This window comes from Knoellia sp. p5-6-4 (genome assembly GCF_029222705.1).
Lineage (GTDB): Bacteria > Actinomycetota > Actinomycetes > Actinomycetales > Dermatophilaceae > Pedococcus_A.
In genome coordinates this window covers 319,105-335,143 of sequence record NZ_JARGZF010000002.1, presented here as the reverse complement: position 1 = coordinate 335,143, position 16,039 = coordinate 319,105, and the positions used below count along the sequence as shown (strand labels likewise).

Sequence of the window (16,039 nt, the reverse complement as noted above, 5' to 3'; positions counted from 1 at the left end):
GGCGACCGCCTCCGCCCGCGGCATACCGGACCGCCTCCCCTGACCCCCGAACGACCGTCCACCACGACCCGAGGAACCACATGACCGACGCCCCCCGTCTCGAGCTCCTGCCCGCCGTCGACGTCGCCGGGGGTGAGGCCGTGCAGCTGGTGCAGGGCGTGGCCGGAACCGGCGGCCAGTTCGGCGACCCGTGGGAGGCCGCCAAGGCGTGGCAGGACCAGGGGGCCGAGTGGCTCCACCTCGTCGACCTCGACGCCGCGTTCGGCCGGGGCAGCAACCGCGAGCTGCTCGCCGAGATCGTGGGCCGGCTCGACATCTTGGTCGAGATGTCGGGAGGCATCCGTGACGGTGAGTCCCTCGAGGCCGCCCTCGCCACCGGATGCCGCCGGGTCAACCTCGGCACCGCAGCGCTGGAGGACCCGGAGTGGACCGCCGCGGCCATCGCCGAGCACGGCGACCGGGTGGCCGTCGGCCTCGACGTGCGGGGCACCACGCTCGCGGCTCGCGGCTGGACCAAGGACGGGGGCGACCTGTGGGAGACCCTCGAGCGGCTCGACCGTGAGGGCTGCGCGCGCTACGTCGTCACCGACGTGAACAAGGACGGCATGCTGAAGGGGCCGAACCTCGAGCTGCTGCGCGAGGTGTGCGAGCGCACCGACCGGCCGGTCGTCGCCTCCGGCGGGGTGTCGACGCTCGCCGACATCGAGGCCATCCGCGGGCTGGTGCCGCTCGGCGTGGAGGGGGCGATCGTCGGGTCGGCGCTCTACCGTGGCGCGTTCACGCTGCCCGCGGCCCTGGACGTGGCGGGCCGCCCATGACCGAGGTGCAGCGGCACAGCACCGGCGGCCCCTGGGAGGACGCCTTCGCGTACTCGCGTGCAGTCCGCTCCGGCGACCGCATCATCGTCTCGGGCTGCACGGCGGTGCGGGACGGCGTCGCGCAGCACCTCGGCGACCCGGCCGGCCAGGCCCGCACCGCCTTCCGCACCGCTGTCGAGGCTGTCGAGGCGCTGGGCGGGACGGTCGAGCACGTGGTGCGGACCCGGATGTACATCGTGCACCGCCGTGACGCCGAGGCGGTCGGACACGTGCACGGCGAGCTGTTCGCCGCTGTGCGGCCGGCGGCCTCGATGCTCGTCGTCGCCGGGCTGATCTCGCCCGAGCTGCTCGTCGAGGTCGAGGTCGAGGCCGTCGTGGGCGCGCCCGGGTCCGACACGGGTGGGGAGGCACCGTCGTGACGGGCGGACAGCACGACTCGGCGGGCGTTCCCTGGGGTGGCCGCGAGCTGACGGGCACCGGCTTCGACGACGACACGGGAGCGGCCGACCCGGCCCTCGCCGCCGCTCTCGAGCACCCCGGCGACGAGGCGGCCCTCATGGGTGCCGTGGCTCCGGCGCGGCTGCTGGTGCCCATCGTCGCCGAGCCCGTCAGCGTCGAGGAGGTCGGTGGCCTGGTCGCAGAGAAGCAGACCGACATGGCTGCGGTGACCCTCGTGGCACCCGACGGGCAGCGCGCCCTGCCCGTCTTCACGAGCCTGGAGACCCTGCAGGCCTGGGACCCGCAGGCCCGCCCCGTGCCGGTGACCGCAAGCCGGGCCGCGCAGGCGGCCGTCTCGGAGCGCTGCGACGTCATGGTGCTCGACGTCGCAGGCCCGCGCACCGTGGTGCTGCGCCCGTCGATGGTCTGGGCGCTGGCCCAGCAGCGCGACTGGGTCCCGGCCCACGAGGACCCGGTGGTCGAGCGCGCCGTCGCCGCCGCGGTGCGACCCGAGGAGTCGGTGCGGGCGCACGCGGTCGGGGCCGGGCTGCCGCAGGGGCGCGGGGTCCTCGCGGTCACCCTGGAGCTCGTGCCCGGCCTCACGGCCGAGCAGGTGCAGGCCGTCGCCACCCGGGTGGGGGAGCGGCTGGCCACCGACGGCGAGCTGCGGGCGCGGGTCGACGGGCTGGCCTTCTCCATCCGGTAGCTGCGCTGTCGACGGAGGTTGTGCAGCGCCACGGCGGTGCCCGGACGGGATCGACAGAAGCGGAGGACACTTTCTGCCGCGGACCTGTCGAATAGGGCGTGGGGCGTTCGTCAACAGTGCACAGACCCTCACACGACAAGGAGGCCACGATGGCCGAGTACATGTTCCTGCTGTTCGACGACGAGAGCTGGTTCGACGACCTCACCCCGGAGTCCTGGGAGTCGGCGATGAAGCTGCACGGCGCGTTCGCCCAGTCGGTCGAGGCTGCCGGAGCCAGGATCCTTGACGGCAAGGCGCTGCAGCGCACGACGACAGCCACGACGGTTCGCAAGGACTGGGACAACCCGTCCGCGCCCCCGGTGGTCACCGACGGGCCGTTCATCGAGACCAAGGAGGCGCTCGGTGGCTACTACGTCATCGAGGCCAGGGACCTCGACCAGGCCCTGGAGCTCGGCGCGCTGTGCCCCACCGGCGCGCTGGAGATCCGCCCGATCCTCGACACGAGCGGCTCCGGCTCCACCGGCTGAGGACGACGTGCCCGACGCCCGCGACGTCGCGCGAGCGGTGGAGGAGGCGCACCGCAGCCACTGGGCCACGGTCCTGGCGGCGACGGTGCGCCTCACCCGTGACCTCGACCTCGCTGAGGACTGCACCCAGGACGCCTTCGTCCGGGCCCTGCAGACCTGGGCGACGGGCATCCCCGACAGCACAGGCGGTTGGCTGGCGACCGTCGCCCGCCGCCTCGCCCTCGACCGGATGCGGCACGAGGCGACGCTGCGGCGCAAGCTGCCGCTCCTGGCGGTGGAGGCGGCCCCGAGAGCGGGTCCTGACCCGCGGCCGGGGGACCCGCTCCGCCTGGTGTTCACCTGCTGCCACCCGGCCCTCGGCCGCGACGCGCAGCTGGCCCTGACACTGCGCCTGATGTGCGGCCTCACGACCGCCGAGATCGCCCGGGTGCTCCTCGCCAAGGAGACAGCCGTGGCTGCCCGGATCACCCGGGCCAAGCAGAAGATCGCCGGAGCCGGTGTGCCATTCCGGCTCCCTTCGGACGACGCCCTGCCGGCCCGCCTCGACACCGTCCTCACGGTCGTCCACCTCGCCTACACCGCGGGCCACAGCGCCTCCGGCGACCGGCTGGTGCGCGAGGACCTCACCGCGCGGGCGGTGGGGCTGGCGCGGCTCCTGGTCGCCCAGCTGCCCCAGGAGCCGGAGGCGCTCGGGCTGCTGGCCCTGCTCCTGTTCGCCGAGGCCAGGGCGAGGTCCCGCCTCGATCCGGGCGGCAACCTCGTCCTGCTCGCCGACCAGGACCGCTCACGCTGGGACAGCTCTCTCGTGCACGAGGGGTTGGCGCTGGCGACGCGGGCCCTCGGCGCCGGTGACGGGCGCTTCACCCTCCAGGCGGCCATCGCCGGGCTCCACATGTCGTCCCCGGCGTGGGAGGCCACGGACTGGCCCCAGGTGGTGCGGATGTACGACGCACTGCTGCTGCGCTGGCCCAGCCCCGTCGTCGCCCTCAACCGGGCCGCGGCGGCCAGCCTCGTCCCCGGCGCGGACCTCGAGGCCGTGCTGCGCGACCTCGACGCGCTCGAGGGGGAGCCGACACTCGCCGCCTACCCGTACCTCCCGGCGACCCGGGCCGACGTCCTCAGCCGGCTTGGCCGCGGGACGCAGGCCCGGCAGGCGTACGACGACGCGCTGGCCCTCACGGACAGCGAGGCGGAACGGCGCTTCCTGCTCTCCCGGCGCGGCGGCCCCTGACCGCCCTCGTGACGGCTGGGGCCACCGCCGGAAATGCGGGTGAGCCGTGTCGGTGCGGGATGCGATGCTGAGCGGGTGCCCATCCAGCGCTACCGCCGTGTCCTGTCCAGCCCTGCCCTGAGGCAGGCGCTCATGCTCGGGCTGCTGGTGCGCATGCCGATCTTCGCCGGCGGCGTGGTGCTCACGCTCCACGTGGTCAGCTCCCTGCACCGCAGTTACGGTGCCGCTGGGCTGGTGTCGGCCGCGGCAACCATCGCCATCGCCATCAGCGGGCCGTGGCGCGGCCGGCTGCTCGACCGCCTCGGCCTGCGCCGGGTGGTCGTCCCCTCGATCGTGGTGGCCGCCGTCTGCTGGTCGATCGCCCCGTTCGTCGGGTACTGGTGGCTGCTGTCGCTCGCGGCGCTCGCCGGCCTGTTCGTCATCCCGTCGTTCTCGATCATCCGCCAGGCCGTCATCGCGGCGGTGCCCGAGAGCGACCGCCGCACCGCGATCTCGCTCGACTCGGTGGCAGTGGAGCTGTCCTTCATGGTGGGACCGGCCGTGGGGGTCTGGGCCGCGACCGTGTGGCCGACCTCCTGGGTCCTGTTCACCATCGAGATGGTGGGGGTGGCCGCCGGGGTGCTGCTGTGGCTCGCCAACCCCGTAATCCGCGAGGCTGCCGACGAGTCCGTGCTCGACGGCAACGGCGTACCGGTGGCGGCCGCGGGCGCTGCCCGCAGCGAGTGGTTCCGCCCGCAGTTCCTCGCCATCTGCCTGGCGGCCACGGCCACCACCGTGGTGCTCGGCGGCTCCGACATCGCGATCGTCGCGGCCCTGCGCGCGTTCGGCGAGCAGGCGTCCATCGGCTGGGTGCTGGCCGTCTGGGGCTTCGGGTCGCTCGTCGGTGGACTGGTCTACGGCGGACTGCACCGCTCGATCTCGGCCTTCTGGCTGCTCGGCGGCCTGAGTGTGGTCACCGCCCCGATGACCCTGGCAGCCGGCGTCCCGTCGCTGGCGGTCCTCTCCTTCGTGGCCGGCCTGTTGTGCGCCCCGACGATCACGGCCACCGTCGACCAGGTGAGCCGCGTCGTGCCGCTGTCGGCACGGGGCGAGGCGATGGGGTGGCACGGCTCGTTCATGACCGCGGGGTTGGCCCTCGGGGCCCCCGCCGCGGGGGTCGCCATCGACCGCTGGGGCTGGGGAGCCGGTTTCACCATGGTGGCCGGCCTCGGGCTGGTGGTCGCCGCCACCGGCGCGGCCGCCACCCGGGTGCGGCGTCGGCGCTTCGCCACGGCCGGCGCCGCCTGACCCGCCCAAGCTGGCCCATCTGGCCCCCTCACCTGGCCCCGCCCCTCGACGATTCGGCATGTCGTGCTGAGTTGCTCCCGCGGCTGTCGGTGTCTCCGCATGCGCCGACGCAGGCGTGACCTGCACAACCCGGCACGACATGCCCTCGACGCGGGCGGTGGGCTCGCCGTCCCGACGAGCAGGCCCGGCGCACGCCGCATACGGTGGGAGGCCCACAGCCGTCCTGAGGAGGATGCCCGTGCCGGTTTCCGACGCCGTCGTCATCGGCAGCGGCCCCAACGGCCTCGTGGCAGCGAACCTGCTTGCCGACCAGGGCTGGGACGTGACGGTGCTCGAGGCGCAGCAGACCCCCGGCGGCGCGGTGCGCTCCGACTCCGAGGTGCACCCAGGCTACGTGCACGACACGTTCAGCTCCTTCTACCCCTTGGCCGCAGCCTCCCCGACCATCGCCGCGCTCGGGCTCGATCGCTACGGGCTGGAGTGGCTGGACGCCCCCGCGGTGGCGGGAACGCCGTTCCTCACGGGGGAGTGGGCGCTGATGCACCGCACCCCCGAGCAGACCGCCGCCGCCCTCGACGTGCTGGCGCCGGGCGACGGGCAGGCCTGGCTCGACCTGTGCGCCGGCTGGCAGAAGGTGGGAGATGCGGCAGTCCGAGCGCTGCTGGAGCCGTTCCCGCCGATGCGGGCCGGTGCACGGCTGGTGACCCGGCTGCCCGGAGCCGGCGGTCTCGGTTTCGTCCAGATGATGCTCTCGCCGCTGCAGAGCATGGCGGGCACGCGCTTCCGGGGCAGGGGCGCGCAGATGCTGCTGGCCGGGAACGCCGCCCACGCCGACATCCCCATGGACGCACCCGGGTCGACGATCATGGCCTGGCTGCTCGCCATGATCGGCCAGCACCTCGGCTACCCGGTGCCCCGGGGCGGGGCCGGCATGCTCAGTGGCGCCATGGTCCGGCGGTTCGCGGACCGCGGGGGCGACCTCCGGTTGGGCCAGCACGCGCGGCGGGTGCTCGTGCGGGACGGTCGAGCGACCGCGGTCGCGGCCGACGACGGCGAGGTCTTCACGGCCCGGCGAGCGGTGCTGGCCGACGTCAGCGCCCCAGCGCTGTTCGGCGCGCTCGTTGCGGCCGACGACCTGCCGGCCCGCCTGTTGCGCCGGATGGAGCACTTCGAGTGGGACCCGGGCACGGTGAAGGTGGACTTTGCCCTGAGCGGGCCGGTGCCGTGGGCTTCGATCCCAGCGGCCGCGCCCGGCACGGTGCACATCGCTGAGTCGATCGACGAGATCCGGCAGAACGGTGCGGAGATCGCCGCCGGCGCGGCGCCCGCCACCCCCTTCCTGCTCTGCGGCCAGATGGCCGCGGCCGACCCGGGGCGGGCCCCCGAGGGCGCGGAGTCCCTGTGGCTCTACACCCACGTGCCGCACCACACCACCTCGGATGCCGGTGACGGCACCATCACCGGTCGGTGGGACCGCGACGACGTCGAGCGGATGGCCGACCGGATGCAGGCACGGGTCGAGGCCTACGCGCCGGGATTCGGTGACCGGGTCGTCGCTCGCCGGGCGATGGGGCCCCGCGAGCTCGAGGCGCGCGACGAGAACCTCGTCGGTGGCTCGGTCAACGGTGGCACCGCCGGCCTGCACCAGCAGCTGGTCTTCCGGCCGGTGCCCGGACTGGGCCGGGCCGAGACGCCGGTCAAAGGCCTCTACCTCGCCTCGGCGTCCGCACACCCCGGTGGCGGCGTGCACGGGGCGTGCGGCTCCAACGCGGCCCGTGCCGCCCTGGCGCACGACCGGGTCCGGTCGGTCCGCTCCCTCATCCCACTCGGCAGGAAGGACTCCACGCCATGAGCACGACCACCCGCCACCTGCAGTGCCGGCCCGAGGACGTCTTCGACGTGCTCGCCGACGGCTGGAGCTACGCCACGTGGGTGGTGGGGGCCGCTCGCATCCGCGACGTGGACCACGACTGGCCCACCGTCGGCTCGCGCATCCACCACTCGGTGGGGGCCTGGCCGCTGCTGATCAGCGACAGCACCGAGGTGGAGGCCGTCGAGGAGCCGCAGATGCTCCAGCTCAAGGCCCGGGCCTGGCCGACCGGTGAGGCTCGGGTCGTGCTGCGGTGCGAGCCGGACCCGACCGGCACCACGGTGACCATCGAGGAGTGGGCGGCCAACGGCCCGGCCAAGCTGATCCCGCAGCCGGCGCTCGATCCGGTGCTGCACGCCCGCAACACCGAGGCGCTGCGCCGGCTGGCCTACCTGGCCGAGAGCCGGGCCCGCCGCCGCGACGACACGGGCGGCGACGGCGGGGTCGCGAAGGTGCGCAAGCCGCGGTGACGGCCGTCAGACGACCGGGCCGGTGAGCTTCTCGCCCGGGCCCTGACCCGGCGGGTCAGGCACCAGCGAGGCCTCGCGGAATGCCAGCTGCAGCGACTTCAGGCCGTCGCGCAGCGGGGCGGCGTGCTGGCTGCCGAGGTCGGGGGCCGCGGCGGTGACCAGGCCGGCCAGGGCGGTGATGAGGCGACGCGCCTCGTCGAGGTCGAGGTGGTCGGCGGCGTCCTCGCCCTCGGCGAGCCCGCACTTGACGGCCGCGGCGCTCATCATGTGGATGGCGGCGGTGGTGATGACCTCGACGGCGGGGACGTCGGCGAGGTCCCGGGCGTACTGCTGGTCGCCGGCCTGGCTGGGATTGGGATTTTCCGTGCTCACGCTGGTAGCCTTGCAGATCGACCGGCCGTTCCTGCCCGCGGGGTGACCCAGACAGGGACGGTGTGCAAGAGAAGCAGCACCACGCTTCCACCCGCTGTGGCCGAGAGGCTGCCGGGTTCCCCGGGTCCGCAGGGCGTGTGCCGCGGAGGCGACTCCACGGCACACCCACCGCCTGCGATCCCGGCACGGACATGGTGAGGCTTCTCGCGCAACGGCGGCGAGGAGCCTCTTCTCGTTGCTGCGGACGACCCCGTGACGTGAAGGAGCACCACTATCAGCGAGCCTCGCATCAACGACCGCATCCGGGTTCCGGAGGTGCGGTTGGTTGGCCCCAACGGAGAGCAGGTCGGCATCGTGCGCGTCGAGGACGCGCTGCGCCTGGCGGCCGAGGCCGACCTCGACCTCGTCGAGGTGGCCCCGATGGCGAAGCCCCCCGTCGCCAAGCTCATGGACTTCGGCAAGTTCAAGTACGAAGCGGCCATGAAGGCGCGGGAAGCCCGCAAGAACCAGGTCAACACCGTCATCAAGGAGATCAAGCTCCGCCCGAAGATCGACCCGCACGACTACGGCACCAAGAAGGGCCACGTCGAGCGGTTCCTCAAGGGCGGCGACAAGGTCAAGGTGACGATCATGTTCCGCGGTCGCGAGCAGTCGCGTCCGGAGCTGGGTTTCCGCCTGCTGCAGCGGCTGGCGGAGGACGTGGTTGAGCTGGGCACGGTGGAGTCGGCTCCGAAGCAGGACGGCCGCAACATGATCATGGTCCTGGCCCCGACCAAGAAGAAGTCCGAGGCCAAGGCCGAGCAGCGACGCGCACGCTCCGCGGCGGCCGCGGAGGGCGCCGTCGGTGCCCCCGAGGACGAGAACGTCCCGGCGGAGCCGCAGGCTCCCGAGTCGGCGCAGTAGCCGCACGAAGACCCCCACGCAGTACCGAAACGACTGAAGGAGATCGGCTCCCATGCCGAAGATGAAGACGCACTCCGGCGCCAAGAAGCGCTTCCGCCTGACCGGCAAGGGCAAGGTCATGCGCGAGCAGGCCAACGGCCGCCACCTGCTCGAGCACAAGTCCTCGCGCTACACCCGTTCCATCGCGAACGACGTCGAGGTCTCGAAGCCGGACGCCAAGAAGGTCAAGAAGCTTCTCGGCCGCTGAGCCGCCCCCCATCCCTTCCCAGTGTGACGGGGCAGCACACCAGCCCCGGACAGCTAGACAAGAACAGCAAGGAGAACTCACGTGGCACGCGTGAAGCGGGCGGTCAACGCCCAGAAGAAGCGCCGGGTCGTCCTCGAGCGCGCCAGCGGCTACCGCGGGCAGCGCTCGCGCCTGTACCGCAAGGCCAAGGAGCAGGTCACCCACAGCCTCGGCTACGCCTACCGTGACCGCCGCGCCAAGAAGGGTGACTTCCGGCGCCTCTGGATCCAGCGCATCAACGCCGGCGCCCGCGCCAACGGCATGACCTACAACCGCTTCATCCAGGGCCTCAAGGCCGCTGAGGTCGAGGTCGACCGTCGCATGCTGGCCGAGCTGGCCGTCAACGACGAGGCCGCGTTCGCGGCGCTCGTCGAGATCGCCAAGGCCAACGTGCCGGCGACCGCCGAGGCCAGCGCCTGACCCTGCGCTGACTCTCTGACAGAGCGCCGGGACATGCCCCCGCTGAGCAGCCCGCTGACCAACCCACGGTCGGACCGGGTGAAGGCGGTGCGGGCACTGTCCCGGCGCTCTGTGCGTGCCAGGACCGGCCGGTTCCTGGCCGAGGGCCCGCAGTCCGTTCGCGAGGCGGTGCGCTGGCGGCCCGCTGACGTCGTCGACCTGTACCTGACCGCGGCGGCCGCCGAACGGCACCCCGACATCTTGGCCCTGGCCCACGAGGCCGGGCTGTTCGTGCACGAGGTCACTGAGCCGGTGCTCGCGGCCATGTCCGACACCGAGCAGCCGCAGGGTCTGACGGCGGTGTGCCGGGTGGCCCCGGCCTCCCTCGAGGACGTGCTGAGCGCCGGGCCGCGCCTCCTGGTGCTGCTCACCAACGTGCGCGACCCCGGCAACGCCGGGACGGTCATCCGGGGCGCCGACGCCGTGGGCGCCGATGCCGTGCTGGTGAGCGGGAACTCGGTCGACGTGTACAGCCCCAAGGTCGTGCGCTCGACCGCCGGGTCGATCTTCCACCTGCCGGTCGTGACCGGCCTGGAGATCGATCACGCCCTCAGCGCCCTGCGCAACCAAGGAGTGCGGCTCCTCGCGGCCGACGGGGCGGGGGAGCGCCTGCTGCCCGACGCCGACCTCGACCCGCCCCATGCCTGGGTGATGGGCAACGAGGCGTGGGGTCTCGAGCCGCACGTGCGCGAGCAGTGCGACGAGGTGGTGCGCGTCCCGATCTACGGCAAGGCCGAGTCGCTCAACCTCGCGATGGCGGCCACGGTGTGCCTCTACGCGTCAGCGGGGGCCCTGGGCCCCCGTCGTCGCTAGGGTGGCGGCCATGTTCTTCCGCGACGACGAGCTGCTGGATCCTGCAGCCGCAGCCAGGGCCGTCGAGATGCTGCCCGACGGGCTCGTCGCCGCTGACGGGAACGCCCAGGTCATCTACTGCAACTCGCGCTTCGAGGAGATCACCGGCCTGGCCGTCGCGGACGTCGTCGGCCACGACGTGCGCGAGGTGCTGACCCTGCAGGACAGCGACGGCAGCTCGTGGTGGGAGTGCACCAACCCGTGGGACGGCCTGCGCACCCGCACAGGGCACCGCGAGAAGCTGCTCCTCCTCGCCAACGGCCGCGAGGTGCTGGTGACGGCGAGCTACCTCCGGCCCGGCCGCAACGAGCCGGTGAACCGGGTGCTCGTGGCCCTGCGCGACACCGAGCACCGCCGGCGCACCGAGGCCAACCACGCCGCGCTCATCTCCACGGTCGCCCACGAGCTCCGCTCACCCTTGACCTCGGTGAAGGGCTTCTCCTCCACGCTGCTGCGGCGGTGGGAGCGCTTCAGCGACGAGCAGAAGCGCCTCATGATCGAGACCATCGAGGCCGACGCCGACCGGGTCACCCGTCTCATCAGCGAGCTGCTCGACGTCTCGCGCATCGACGCCGGTCGCCTGCAGATCCGCCCGCAGCCGCTCGACGTCACCTCCATCTACGAGCGGCACATCGAGCGTGCCGTGGCGACCGGCCACGACCGCGACCAGTTCGTGGTCGACGTGCCGGCCGACCTGCCGGAGGTCTGGGCCGACCCCGACCGGCTCGACCAGATCCTCGCCAACCTCATCGAGAACGCCCTGCGCCACGGCGAGGGCACCGTCACCCTCGCCGCGGCCCCTGCCCACGACGGCGCGGGCGAGGGCGGTGCCCGGCGGCGCATCGAGGGCTCGGTCGACCTCGTGGTCAGCGACGACGGCAAGGGCATCGACCCGGCCCACCGCGAGCTGGTCTTCTCCCGCTTCTGGCACGGTTCGGGCAGGGGCAGCACCGGCCTCGGGCTCTACGTGGTGAAGGGGCTGGTCGAGGCGCACGGCGGGCGCATCGTGGTGGAGAGCTCACCCAGGGGCGGCGCCCAGTTCCGCTTCAACCTGCCCGCCGAGCCGCCGGACTACCTGGCCTGAGCCCGTCGGGCGGCCCGGCCCCGGCAAACTCCCTTGCCGTATGCCGTATGCCGTATGCCGTGGGCGCGGGGCACGCTGGAGCCATGACCTCGCGCCGCCAGCGATTTACCGCGCCCTCGGACGCGGCTGCTGCGCTGCTCTGAGGGCACGCCGCCCCCGCCCGCGCGACCGGGCGCCCGCCACCTGGTGCGAGCACCGCGTCGGCAGGCCACGCGGCATACCGTCACCGCTCCTTCCGCACTGCCTCGCCTCCGAGGGCTCATCCGCTGACCCCTAGACTCGGTGCGCCGCGCCAAGGCAAAGAAAGCATTCTGCGCAGAGTGGATTGAGATGTCTGGACCCAACAAGCAGTACGACCCCGTCGAGGTCGCCGCGCTCGACCCGGCCGCCATCGAGCAGGCCGTGGCCGACGCCGTCGCCGCGATCTCCGCGGCCGCCAGCCTCGAGGAGCTGAAGGCGGCGCGTCTGGCCCACCAGGGGGAGAAGAGCCCGCTGGCGTTGGCCAACCGCGAGATCGGCGCCCTGCCGCCCAGCGCCAAGGCCGAGGCCGGCAAGCGCGTCGGGCAGGCCCGCGGCCAGGTGGCGCAGGCCCTCAAGGTGCGCCAGAAGGAGCTCGAGGCCGAGCGCGACCAGCGCATCCTCGTCGAGGAGACCGTCGACCTCACTGTGCGGGTGCCGCGCCGCCGGCTCGGTGCCCGCCACCCCATCAGCCTCGTCTCCGAGCGGGTCGAGGACATCTTCGTCGCCATGGGCTGGGAGGTCGCCGAGGGCCCTGAGCTCGAGTCGGAGTGGCTCAACTTCGACGCGCTCAACCTCGGGGCCGACCACCCGGCCCGGCAGATGCAGGACACCTTCTTCATCGACCCGCCCGAGCTGGGCCTGGTGCTGCGCACCCACACCTCACCGGTGCAGGTGCGCACCATGCTCGTGGGCGAGCCGCCCATCTACGTGCTGTGCCCGGGCAAGGTGTTCCGCACCGACGAGCTCGACGCCACCCACACGCCGGTGTTCCACCAGTTCGAGGGACTCGTGGTCGACGAGGGCATCACCATGGCGCACCTCAAGGGCAGCCTCGACGCCTTCGTCTCGCGGCTGTTCGGCGAGGGCACGGTCACGCGGCTGCGCCCGTCGTACTTCCCGTTCACCGAGCCCAGCGCCGAGATCGACTGCCGCTGCTGGATCTGCGGGGGCCAGGACAGCCAGTGCCGCACCTGCGGTGGCACAGGCTGGATCGAGATGGGCGGCTGCGGCATGGTCAACCGCCGCGTGCTGAACGCCAGCGGCATCGACCCCGACCGCTACACCGGCTTCGCCTTCGGGCTGGGCATCGAGCGCTCGCTCATGCTGCGGCACGGGGTGGGCGACATGCGAGACATCGTTGAGGGAGACGTGCGGTTCAGCACGCAGTTCGGGATGGAGATCTGATGCGCGCGCCAGTGTCATGGCTGCGGGAGCTGGCCGACGTGCCGGCAGGGGCCACCGGTGCCGACATCGCCGCGAGCCTGGTCAAGGTGGGCCTGGAGGAGGAGGCGCTGCACGGCGGCGACATCCAGGGACCGCTGGTCGTCGGACGGGTCCTCGAGGTGACTCCCGAGAAGCAGAAGAACGGCAAGACCATCAACTGGTGCCAGGTCGACGTCGGCCAGAACGGCCAAATGCTCACCGAGGGCGCCCCGCAGGGCATCGTCTGCGGCGCCCACAACTTCAAGCCCGGCGACCACGTCGTGTGCATCCTGCCCGGCGGCGTGCTCCCCGGCCCGTTCGAGATCAGCGCCCGCAAGACCTACGGCCACGTCTCCAACGGGATGATCTGTTCCGCGATGGAGCTCGGCCTCGGCGACGACCACGACGGCATCATCGTGCTCGAGGAGTGGCTCGGCGACAACCCCGACGTGGTCGCCGGGCTCCAGCCGGGACAGGACGCCATCGAGCTGCTCGGCCTCGCCGACGAGGTCGTCGAGGTCAACGTCACCCCCGACCGCGGCTACTGCTTCTCGATGCGCGGCATCGCGCGCGAGTACGCGCTCGCCACCGGTGGCGGCTTCCGTGACCCCGCCGACGTCGAGGTGCCGACCCCCAACGACAGCGGGTATGCCGTCAAGCTCGCCGACGGCGCGCCGATCAACGGCAACGCCGGCTGCGACCGCTACATCGCCCGGACCGTGCGCGGGGTCGACGTGAACGCCGCCACGCCGTCGTGGATGCAGAAGCGCCTGACGCAGGTCGGCATGCGCCCGATCAGCCTGGCCGTCGACGTCACCAACTACGTGATGATGCTGCTCGGACAGCCGCTGCACGCCTTCGACCTCGACACCCTCTCCGGCTCCGTCGGTGTCCGGAGGGCGAGGCCGGGGGAGCGGCTGAAGACCCTCGACGACGTAGACCGCGCGCTCGACCCCGAGGACCTGCTCATCGTCGACGGCAGCGACACCCCGCTGGCCATCGCCGGCGTCATGGGCGGTGAGTCCTCCGAGGTGGGCTCGTCCACGACCAACGTGCTCATCGAGTCGGCGCACTTCGACCCGACGACGGTGGCGCGCTCCTCGCGCCGTCACCGCCTGACGACCGAGGCGTCCAAGCGCTTCGAGCGCGGCGTCGACCCCGAGGTGACCGCTGCCGCGGCCCAGCTCGCGGTCGACCTCCTCGTGTCGCTGGGTGGCGGCACCCCCGACGCCGGCGTCACCGACGTCGACCACCGGGTGGACCGTGAGCCGTTCGACTTCGACCCCGCGCTGCCGACCCGCTACGTGGGGCTGGAGTACCCCCGGGCGGAGGTGCTCGAGACGCTGCGGGCCATCGGCTGCCGGGTGAGCGGCCCCGACGGGGTCTCCGAGGTCTCCGACGCCTTCGGGCACGGCGACGTCGTCTCGGTGCTGCCGCCGTCGTGGCGCCCCGACCTGAAGGACGGCCCCGACCTGGTCGAGGAGGTGGCGCGCGTGCGCGGCTACGACCAGATCCCGTCGGTGCTTCCCCAGGCCACCGCCGGGCGCGGCCTGACCCACGGCCAGCGCACCCGCCGCGTCATCGCGACCACCCTGGCCCAGCAGGGACTGGTCGAGGTGCTCAGCTATCCGTTCATCGCCCGCGACCTGTTCGACCGGCTCGGCTACGCCGCAGACGACAGCCGCCGGCGCACGGTCACCGTGGCCAACCCGATGTCGGACGAGGCGCCCCTCATGCGCACCTCGGTGCTCGACAGCCTGCTCGAGACGCTGCGCCGCAACGTCGCCCGCGGCAACCGTGACGCCGCCGTCTACGAGCTCGGGCTCGTCACCGTCGGACCCGAGCAGGTCCGCAGCGCGCCCGTGCCGGGCATCGAGTCGAGGCCCGACGAGGCCACGCTCTCGGCGATCCTCGGCGCCGTGCCCGCCCAGCCGCGACACGTGGCCTTCGCCGCGGCCGGCGACGCCGAGCCGGCCGGCCCGTGGGGCGCTGCCCGTCCGTTCGACGCCAGCGACGCGGTCGCGTGGGCGCTGGCCGTGGCAAAGGCCGTGGGGGTCGAGCTCGTGGTCTCGGCCACCGACCGGGCGCCCTGGCACCCCGGGCGGTGCGCGCAGCTCGCCCTCGCGGACGGCACCGTCGTCGGCCACGCCGGCGAGCTGCACCCCAAGGTCGTCACGGCGCTCGACCTCCCGGCCCGCGCCGTGGCCGGCGAGCTCGACGTCGACGTCCTGGTGGACGCCACCGGTGAGCCGCTGCAGGCCAAGGCCCTGTCGACGTTCCCCCTCGCGCACTCCGACGTCGCCCTCGTCGTCGACGAGGCGGTGCCGACCGCGGCCGTCGAGGCGGCGCTGCGCGAAGGTGCAGGCCCATCGCTGGAGTCGCTGGTGCTCTTCGACATCTACCGTGGCGACCAGGTCGGCGAGGGCAGGAAGTCGCTGGCGTTCCGACTCACCTTCCGCTCCGCGGAGCGCACCCTCACCACCGACGAGGTGAGCGCCCTGCGCGACCGGGCCGTGGCGGCGGCCGCCCGCGCCACGGGAGCCGTGCAGCGATGAGCGCCCCCGTCGCGGTGGTGACCGGTGCCTCGCGGGGCATCGGCCACCACGTCGCCGAGGGCCTAGAGGGGGCCGGGTATGCCGTGGAGCGCGGCTCGCGCGAGGTCGCCGAGGTGACCGACCGCGGGTCGGTCGAGCGGTGGATCGGTGACGTCGCCGCCCGGCACGGGCGCATCGACCTGCTGGTCAACAACGCGGGCGTCATCGACACCGAGGTGCCCATCGAGGAGTCCGACCCCGACGAGTGGTGGCGCACCATCGAGGTCAACGTGCTCGGGCCCTACCTCGTCACCCGGTTCGTCATGCCGCACATGGTCCGGCGCAGCGGTGGCCGGGTCGTCAACCTCAACAGCGGGGCCGGCACCCGGGCCGGCGAACTCGCCTCGGCCTACAACGTGAGCAAGACGGCGCTGGCCCGGATCACCGGGTCCATCCACCTCAGCGGCGCGGCGCACGGCATACGCGCCTTCGACCTCGCGCCGGGGGTGGTCCGCACGGACATGACCCTCTCCATGCCCTCCCACGAGGGGCGCACGGAGTGGACGTCGCCGCAGGAGGTTGTCGACCTCGTGCTGGCGCTGGCCTCCGGTGAGCTCGACGCGTGGTCGGGTCGCATGGTCCGCGCCGGTGCCGACACCCCCGAGTCGCTGCGCGCGCGTGCGGCAGCCGGGCTCACGGACACCGACCGCAGCATCGCCCTGGTGCCGTGGGGGAGCGACGACCCCCTGGCGTGAACCC

The 16,039-nt window shown here is 73.1% G+C and carries 17 protein-coding genes; 16 read left to right on the top strand and 1 reads right to left on the bottom strand.

The genetic code is table 11. From position 1 onward, the window contains the following. The first annotated feature begins 80 nt into the window (after positions 1 to 80). The 8 genes from priA to P2F65_RS13005 all read left to right on the top strand — a co-directional run bounded on the left by priA (position 81) and on the right by P2F65_RS13005 (position 7,347). A complete protein-coding gene (gene priA, locus P2F65_RS13040; protein ID WP_275808346.1) occupies positions 81 to 818 on the top strand; it encodes a bifunctional 1-(5-phosphoribosyl)-5-((5-phosphoribosylamino)methylideneamino)imidazole-4-carboxamide isomerase/phosphoribosylanthranilate isomerase PriA in 738 nt (245 codons plus the stop codon). After that, positions 815 to 1,237, top strand: coding sequence for a Rid family hydrolase (locus tag P2F65_RS13035; protein ID WP_275808343.1), 423 nt, complete (start codon positions 815 to 817; stop codon positions 1,235 to 1,237). Before priA ends, P2F65_RS13035 begins: the two co-directional genes overlap by 4 nt. After that, on the top strand, positions 1,234 to 1,962 hold the full coding sequence (locus P2F65_RS13030; protein ID WP_275808340.1) for an SseB family protein: 729 nt from the start codon (positions 1,234 to 1,236) through the stop codon (positions 1,960 to 1,962). Before P2F65_RS13035 ends, P2F65_RS13030 begins: the two co-directional genes overlap by 4 nt. Positions 1,963 to 2,111: 149 nt before the next feature. Next, a complete protein-coding gene (locus P2F65_RS13025; RefSeq protein ID WP_275808337.1) occupies positions 2,112 to 2,489 on the top strand; it encodes a YciI family protein in 378 nt (125 codons plus the stop codon). 7 nt (positions 2,490 to 2,496) lie between these two features. Then, positions 2,497 to 3,720, top strand: a complete 1,224-nt coding sequence (locus P2F65_RS13020) for a DUF6596 domain-containing protein (protein ID WP_275808334.1) — start codon at positions 2,497 to 2,499, stop codon at positions 3,718 to 3,720. Between the two features lie 75 nt (positions 3,721 to 3,795). Beyond that, positions 3,796 to 5,007, top strand: coding sequence for an MFS transporter (locus tag P2F65_RS13015; RefSeq protein WP_275808331.1), 1,212 nt, complete (start codon positions 3,796 to 3,798; stop codon positions 5,005 to 5,007). A 238-nt stretch (positions 5,008 to 5,245) separates the two neighbouring features. Next, positions 5,246 to 6,859 carry an NAD(P)/FAD-dependent oxidoreductase gene (locus P2F65_RS13010; protein WP_275808328.1) on the top strand — a complete coding sequence of 538 codons (1,614 nt, stop codon included), beginning with the start codon at positions 5,246 to 5,248 and terminating at the stop codon, positions 6,857 to 6,859. Then, entirely contained in the window at positions 6,856 to 7,347 is a 492-nt protein-coding gene (locus P2F65_RS13005; RefSeq protein ID WP_275808325.1) for an SRPBCC family protein, read from the top strand. Before P2F65_RS13010 ends, P2F65_RS13005 begins: the two co-directional genes overlap by 4 nt. Positions 7,348 to 7,353: 6 nt before the next feature. On the opposite strand, the gene P2F65_RS13000 is transcribed toward P2F65_RS13005, so the two are convergent. Further along, positions 7,354 to 7,719, bottom strand: a complete 366-nt coding sequence (locus P2F65_RS13000; RefSeq protein WP_275808322.1) for a DUF1844 domain-containing protein — start codon at positions 7,717 to 7,719, stop codon at positions 7,354 to 7,356. A 273-nt stretch (positions 7,720 to 7,992) separates the two neighbouring features. Between P2F65_RS13000 and infC the strand changes: the two genes are divergently transcribed. The 8 genes from infC (at position 7,993) to P2F65_RS12960 (ending at position 16,035) form a co-directional block, all read left to right on the top strand. Next, positions 7,993 to 8,622, top strand: a complete 630-nt coding sequence (infC, locus tag P2F65_RS12995; protein WP_275810647.1) for a translation initiation factor IF-3 — start codon at positions 7,993 to 7,995, stop codon at positions 8,620 to 8,622. A gap of 52 nt (positions 8,623 to 8,674) precedes the next feature. Next, positions 8,675 to 8,869 carry a 50S ribosomal protein L35 gene (rpmI, locus tag P2F65_RS12990; RefSeq protein ID WP_275808318.1) on the top strand — a complete coding sequence of 65 codons (195 nt, stop codon included), beginning with the start codon at positions 8,675 to 8,677 and terminating at the stop codon, positions 8,867 to 8,869. A gap of 81 nt (positions 8,870 to 8,950) precedes the next feature. Continuing rightward, complete coding sequence (gene rplT / locus P2F65_RS12985) at positions 8,951 to 9,328, top strand: 50S ribosomal protein L20 (protein ID WP_275808316.1); 378 nt, start codon at positions 8,951 to 8,953, stop codon at positions 9,326 to 9,328. 33 nt (positions 9,329 to 9,361) lie between these two features. After that, the gene (locus P2F65_RS12980) at positions 9,362 to 10,180 is read left to right on the top strand and encodes an RNA methyltransferase (RefSeq protein ID WP_275808314.1); all 819 of its coding nucleotides are present in this window, start codon (positions 9,362 to 9,364) and stop codon (positions 10,178 to 10,180) included. Between the two features lie 10 nt (positions 10,181 to 10,190). Beyond that, complete coding sequence (locus P2F65_RS12975) at positions 10,191 to 11,303, top strand: ATP-binding protein (RefSeq protein ID WP_275808311.1); 1,113 nt, start codon at positions 10,191 to 10,193, stop codon at positions 11,301 to 11,303. Positions 11,304 to 11,633: 330 nt separating this feature from the next. Beyond that, entirely contained in the window at positions 11,634 to 12,728 is a 1,095-nt protein-coding gene (pheS, locus tag P2F65_RS12970) for a phenylalanine--tRNA ligase subunit alpha (RefSeq protein ID WP_275808308.1), read from the top strand. After that, the gene (gene pheT, locus P2F65_RS12965) at positions 12,728 to 15,301 is read left to right on the top strand and encodes a phenylalanine--tRNA ligase subunit beta (RefSeq protein WP_275808305.1); all 2,574 of its coding nucleotides are present in this window, start codon (positions 12,728 to 12,730) and stop codon (positions 15,299 to 15,301) included. The genes pheS and pheT overlap by 1 nt, the downstream gene beginning before the upstream one ends. Continuing rightward, positions 15,298 to 16,035: an SDR family oxidoreductase gene (locus tag P2F65_RS12960; protein ID WP_275808302.1), complete on the top strand. Its 738-nt coding sequence runs from the start codon at positions 15,298 to 15,300 to the stop codon at positions 16,033 to 16,035. Before pheT ends, P2F65_RS12960 begins: the two co-directional genes overlap by 4 nt. The last annotated feature ends 4 nt before the right edge of the window (positions 16,036 to 16,039 follow it).

Bases quoted from the DNA above. Each gene is read 5' to 3' on its own strand.
- P2F65_RS13035 (WP_275808343.1), top strand. From the start codon at position 815: ATGACCGAGGTGCAGCGGCACAGCACCGGCGGCCCCTGGGAGGACGCC.
- pheS (WP_275808308.1), top strand. From the start codon at position 11,634: ATGTCTGGACCCAACAAGCAGTACGACCCCGTCGAGGTCGCCGCGCTC.
- priA (WP_275808346.1), top strand. From the start codon at position 81: ATGACCGACGCCCCCCGTCTCGAGCTCCTGCCCGCCGTCGACGTCGCC.
- rpmI (WP_275808318.1), top strand. From the start codon at position 8,675: ATGCCGAAGATGAAGACGCACTCCGGCGCCAAGAAGCGCTTCCGCCTG.
- P2F65_RS13025 (WP_275808337.1), top strand. From the start codon at position 2,112: ATGGCCGAGTACATGTTCCTGCTGTTCGACGACGAGAGCTGGTTCGAC.
- pheT (WP_275808305.1), top strand. From the start codon at position 12,728: ATGCGCGCGCCAGTGTCATGGCTGCGGGAGCTGGCCGACGTGCCGGCA.
- P2F65_RS12960 (WP_275808302.1), top strand. From the start codon at position 15,298: ATGAGCGCCCCCGTCGCGGTGGTGACCGGTGCCTCGCGGGGCATCGGC.
- P2F65_RS12980 (WP_275808314.1), top strand. From the start codon at position 9,362: ATGCCCCCGCTGAGCAGCCCGCTGACCAACCCACGGTCGGACCGGGTG.
- P2F65_RS12975 (WP_275808311.1), top strand. From the start codon at position 10,191: ATGTTCTTCCGCGACGACGAGCTGCTGGATCCTGCAGCCGCAGCCAGG.
- P2F65_RS13005 (WP_275808325.1), top strand. From the start codon at position 6,856: ATGAGCACGACCACCCGCCACCTGCAGTGCCGGCCCGAGGACGTCTTC.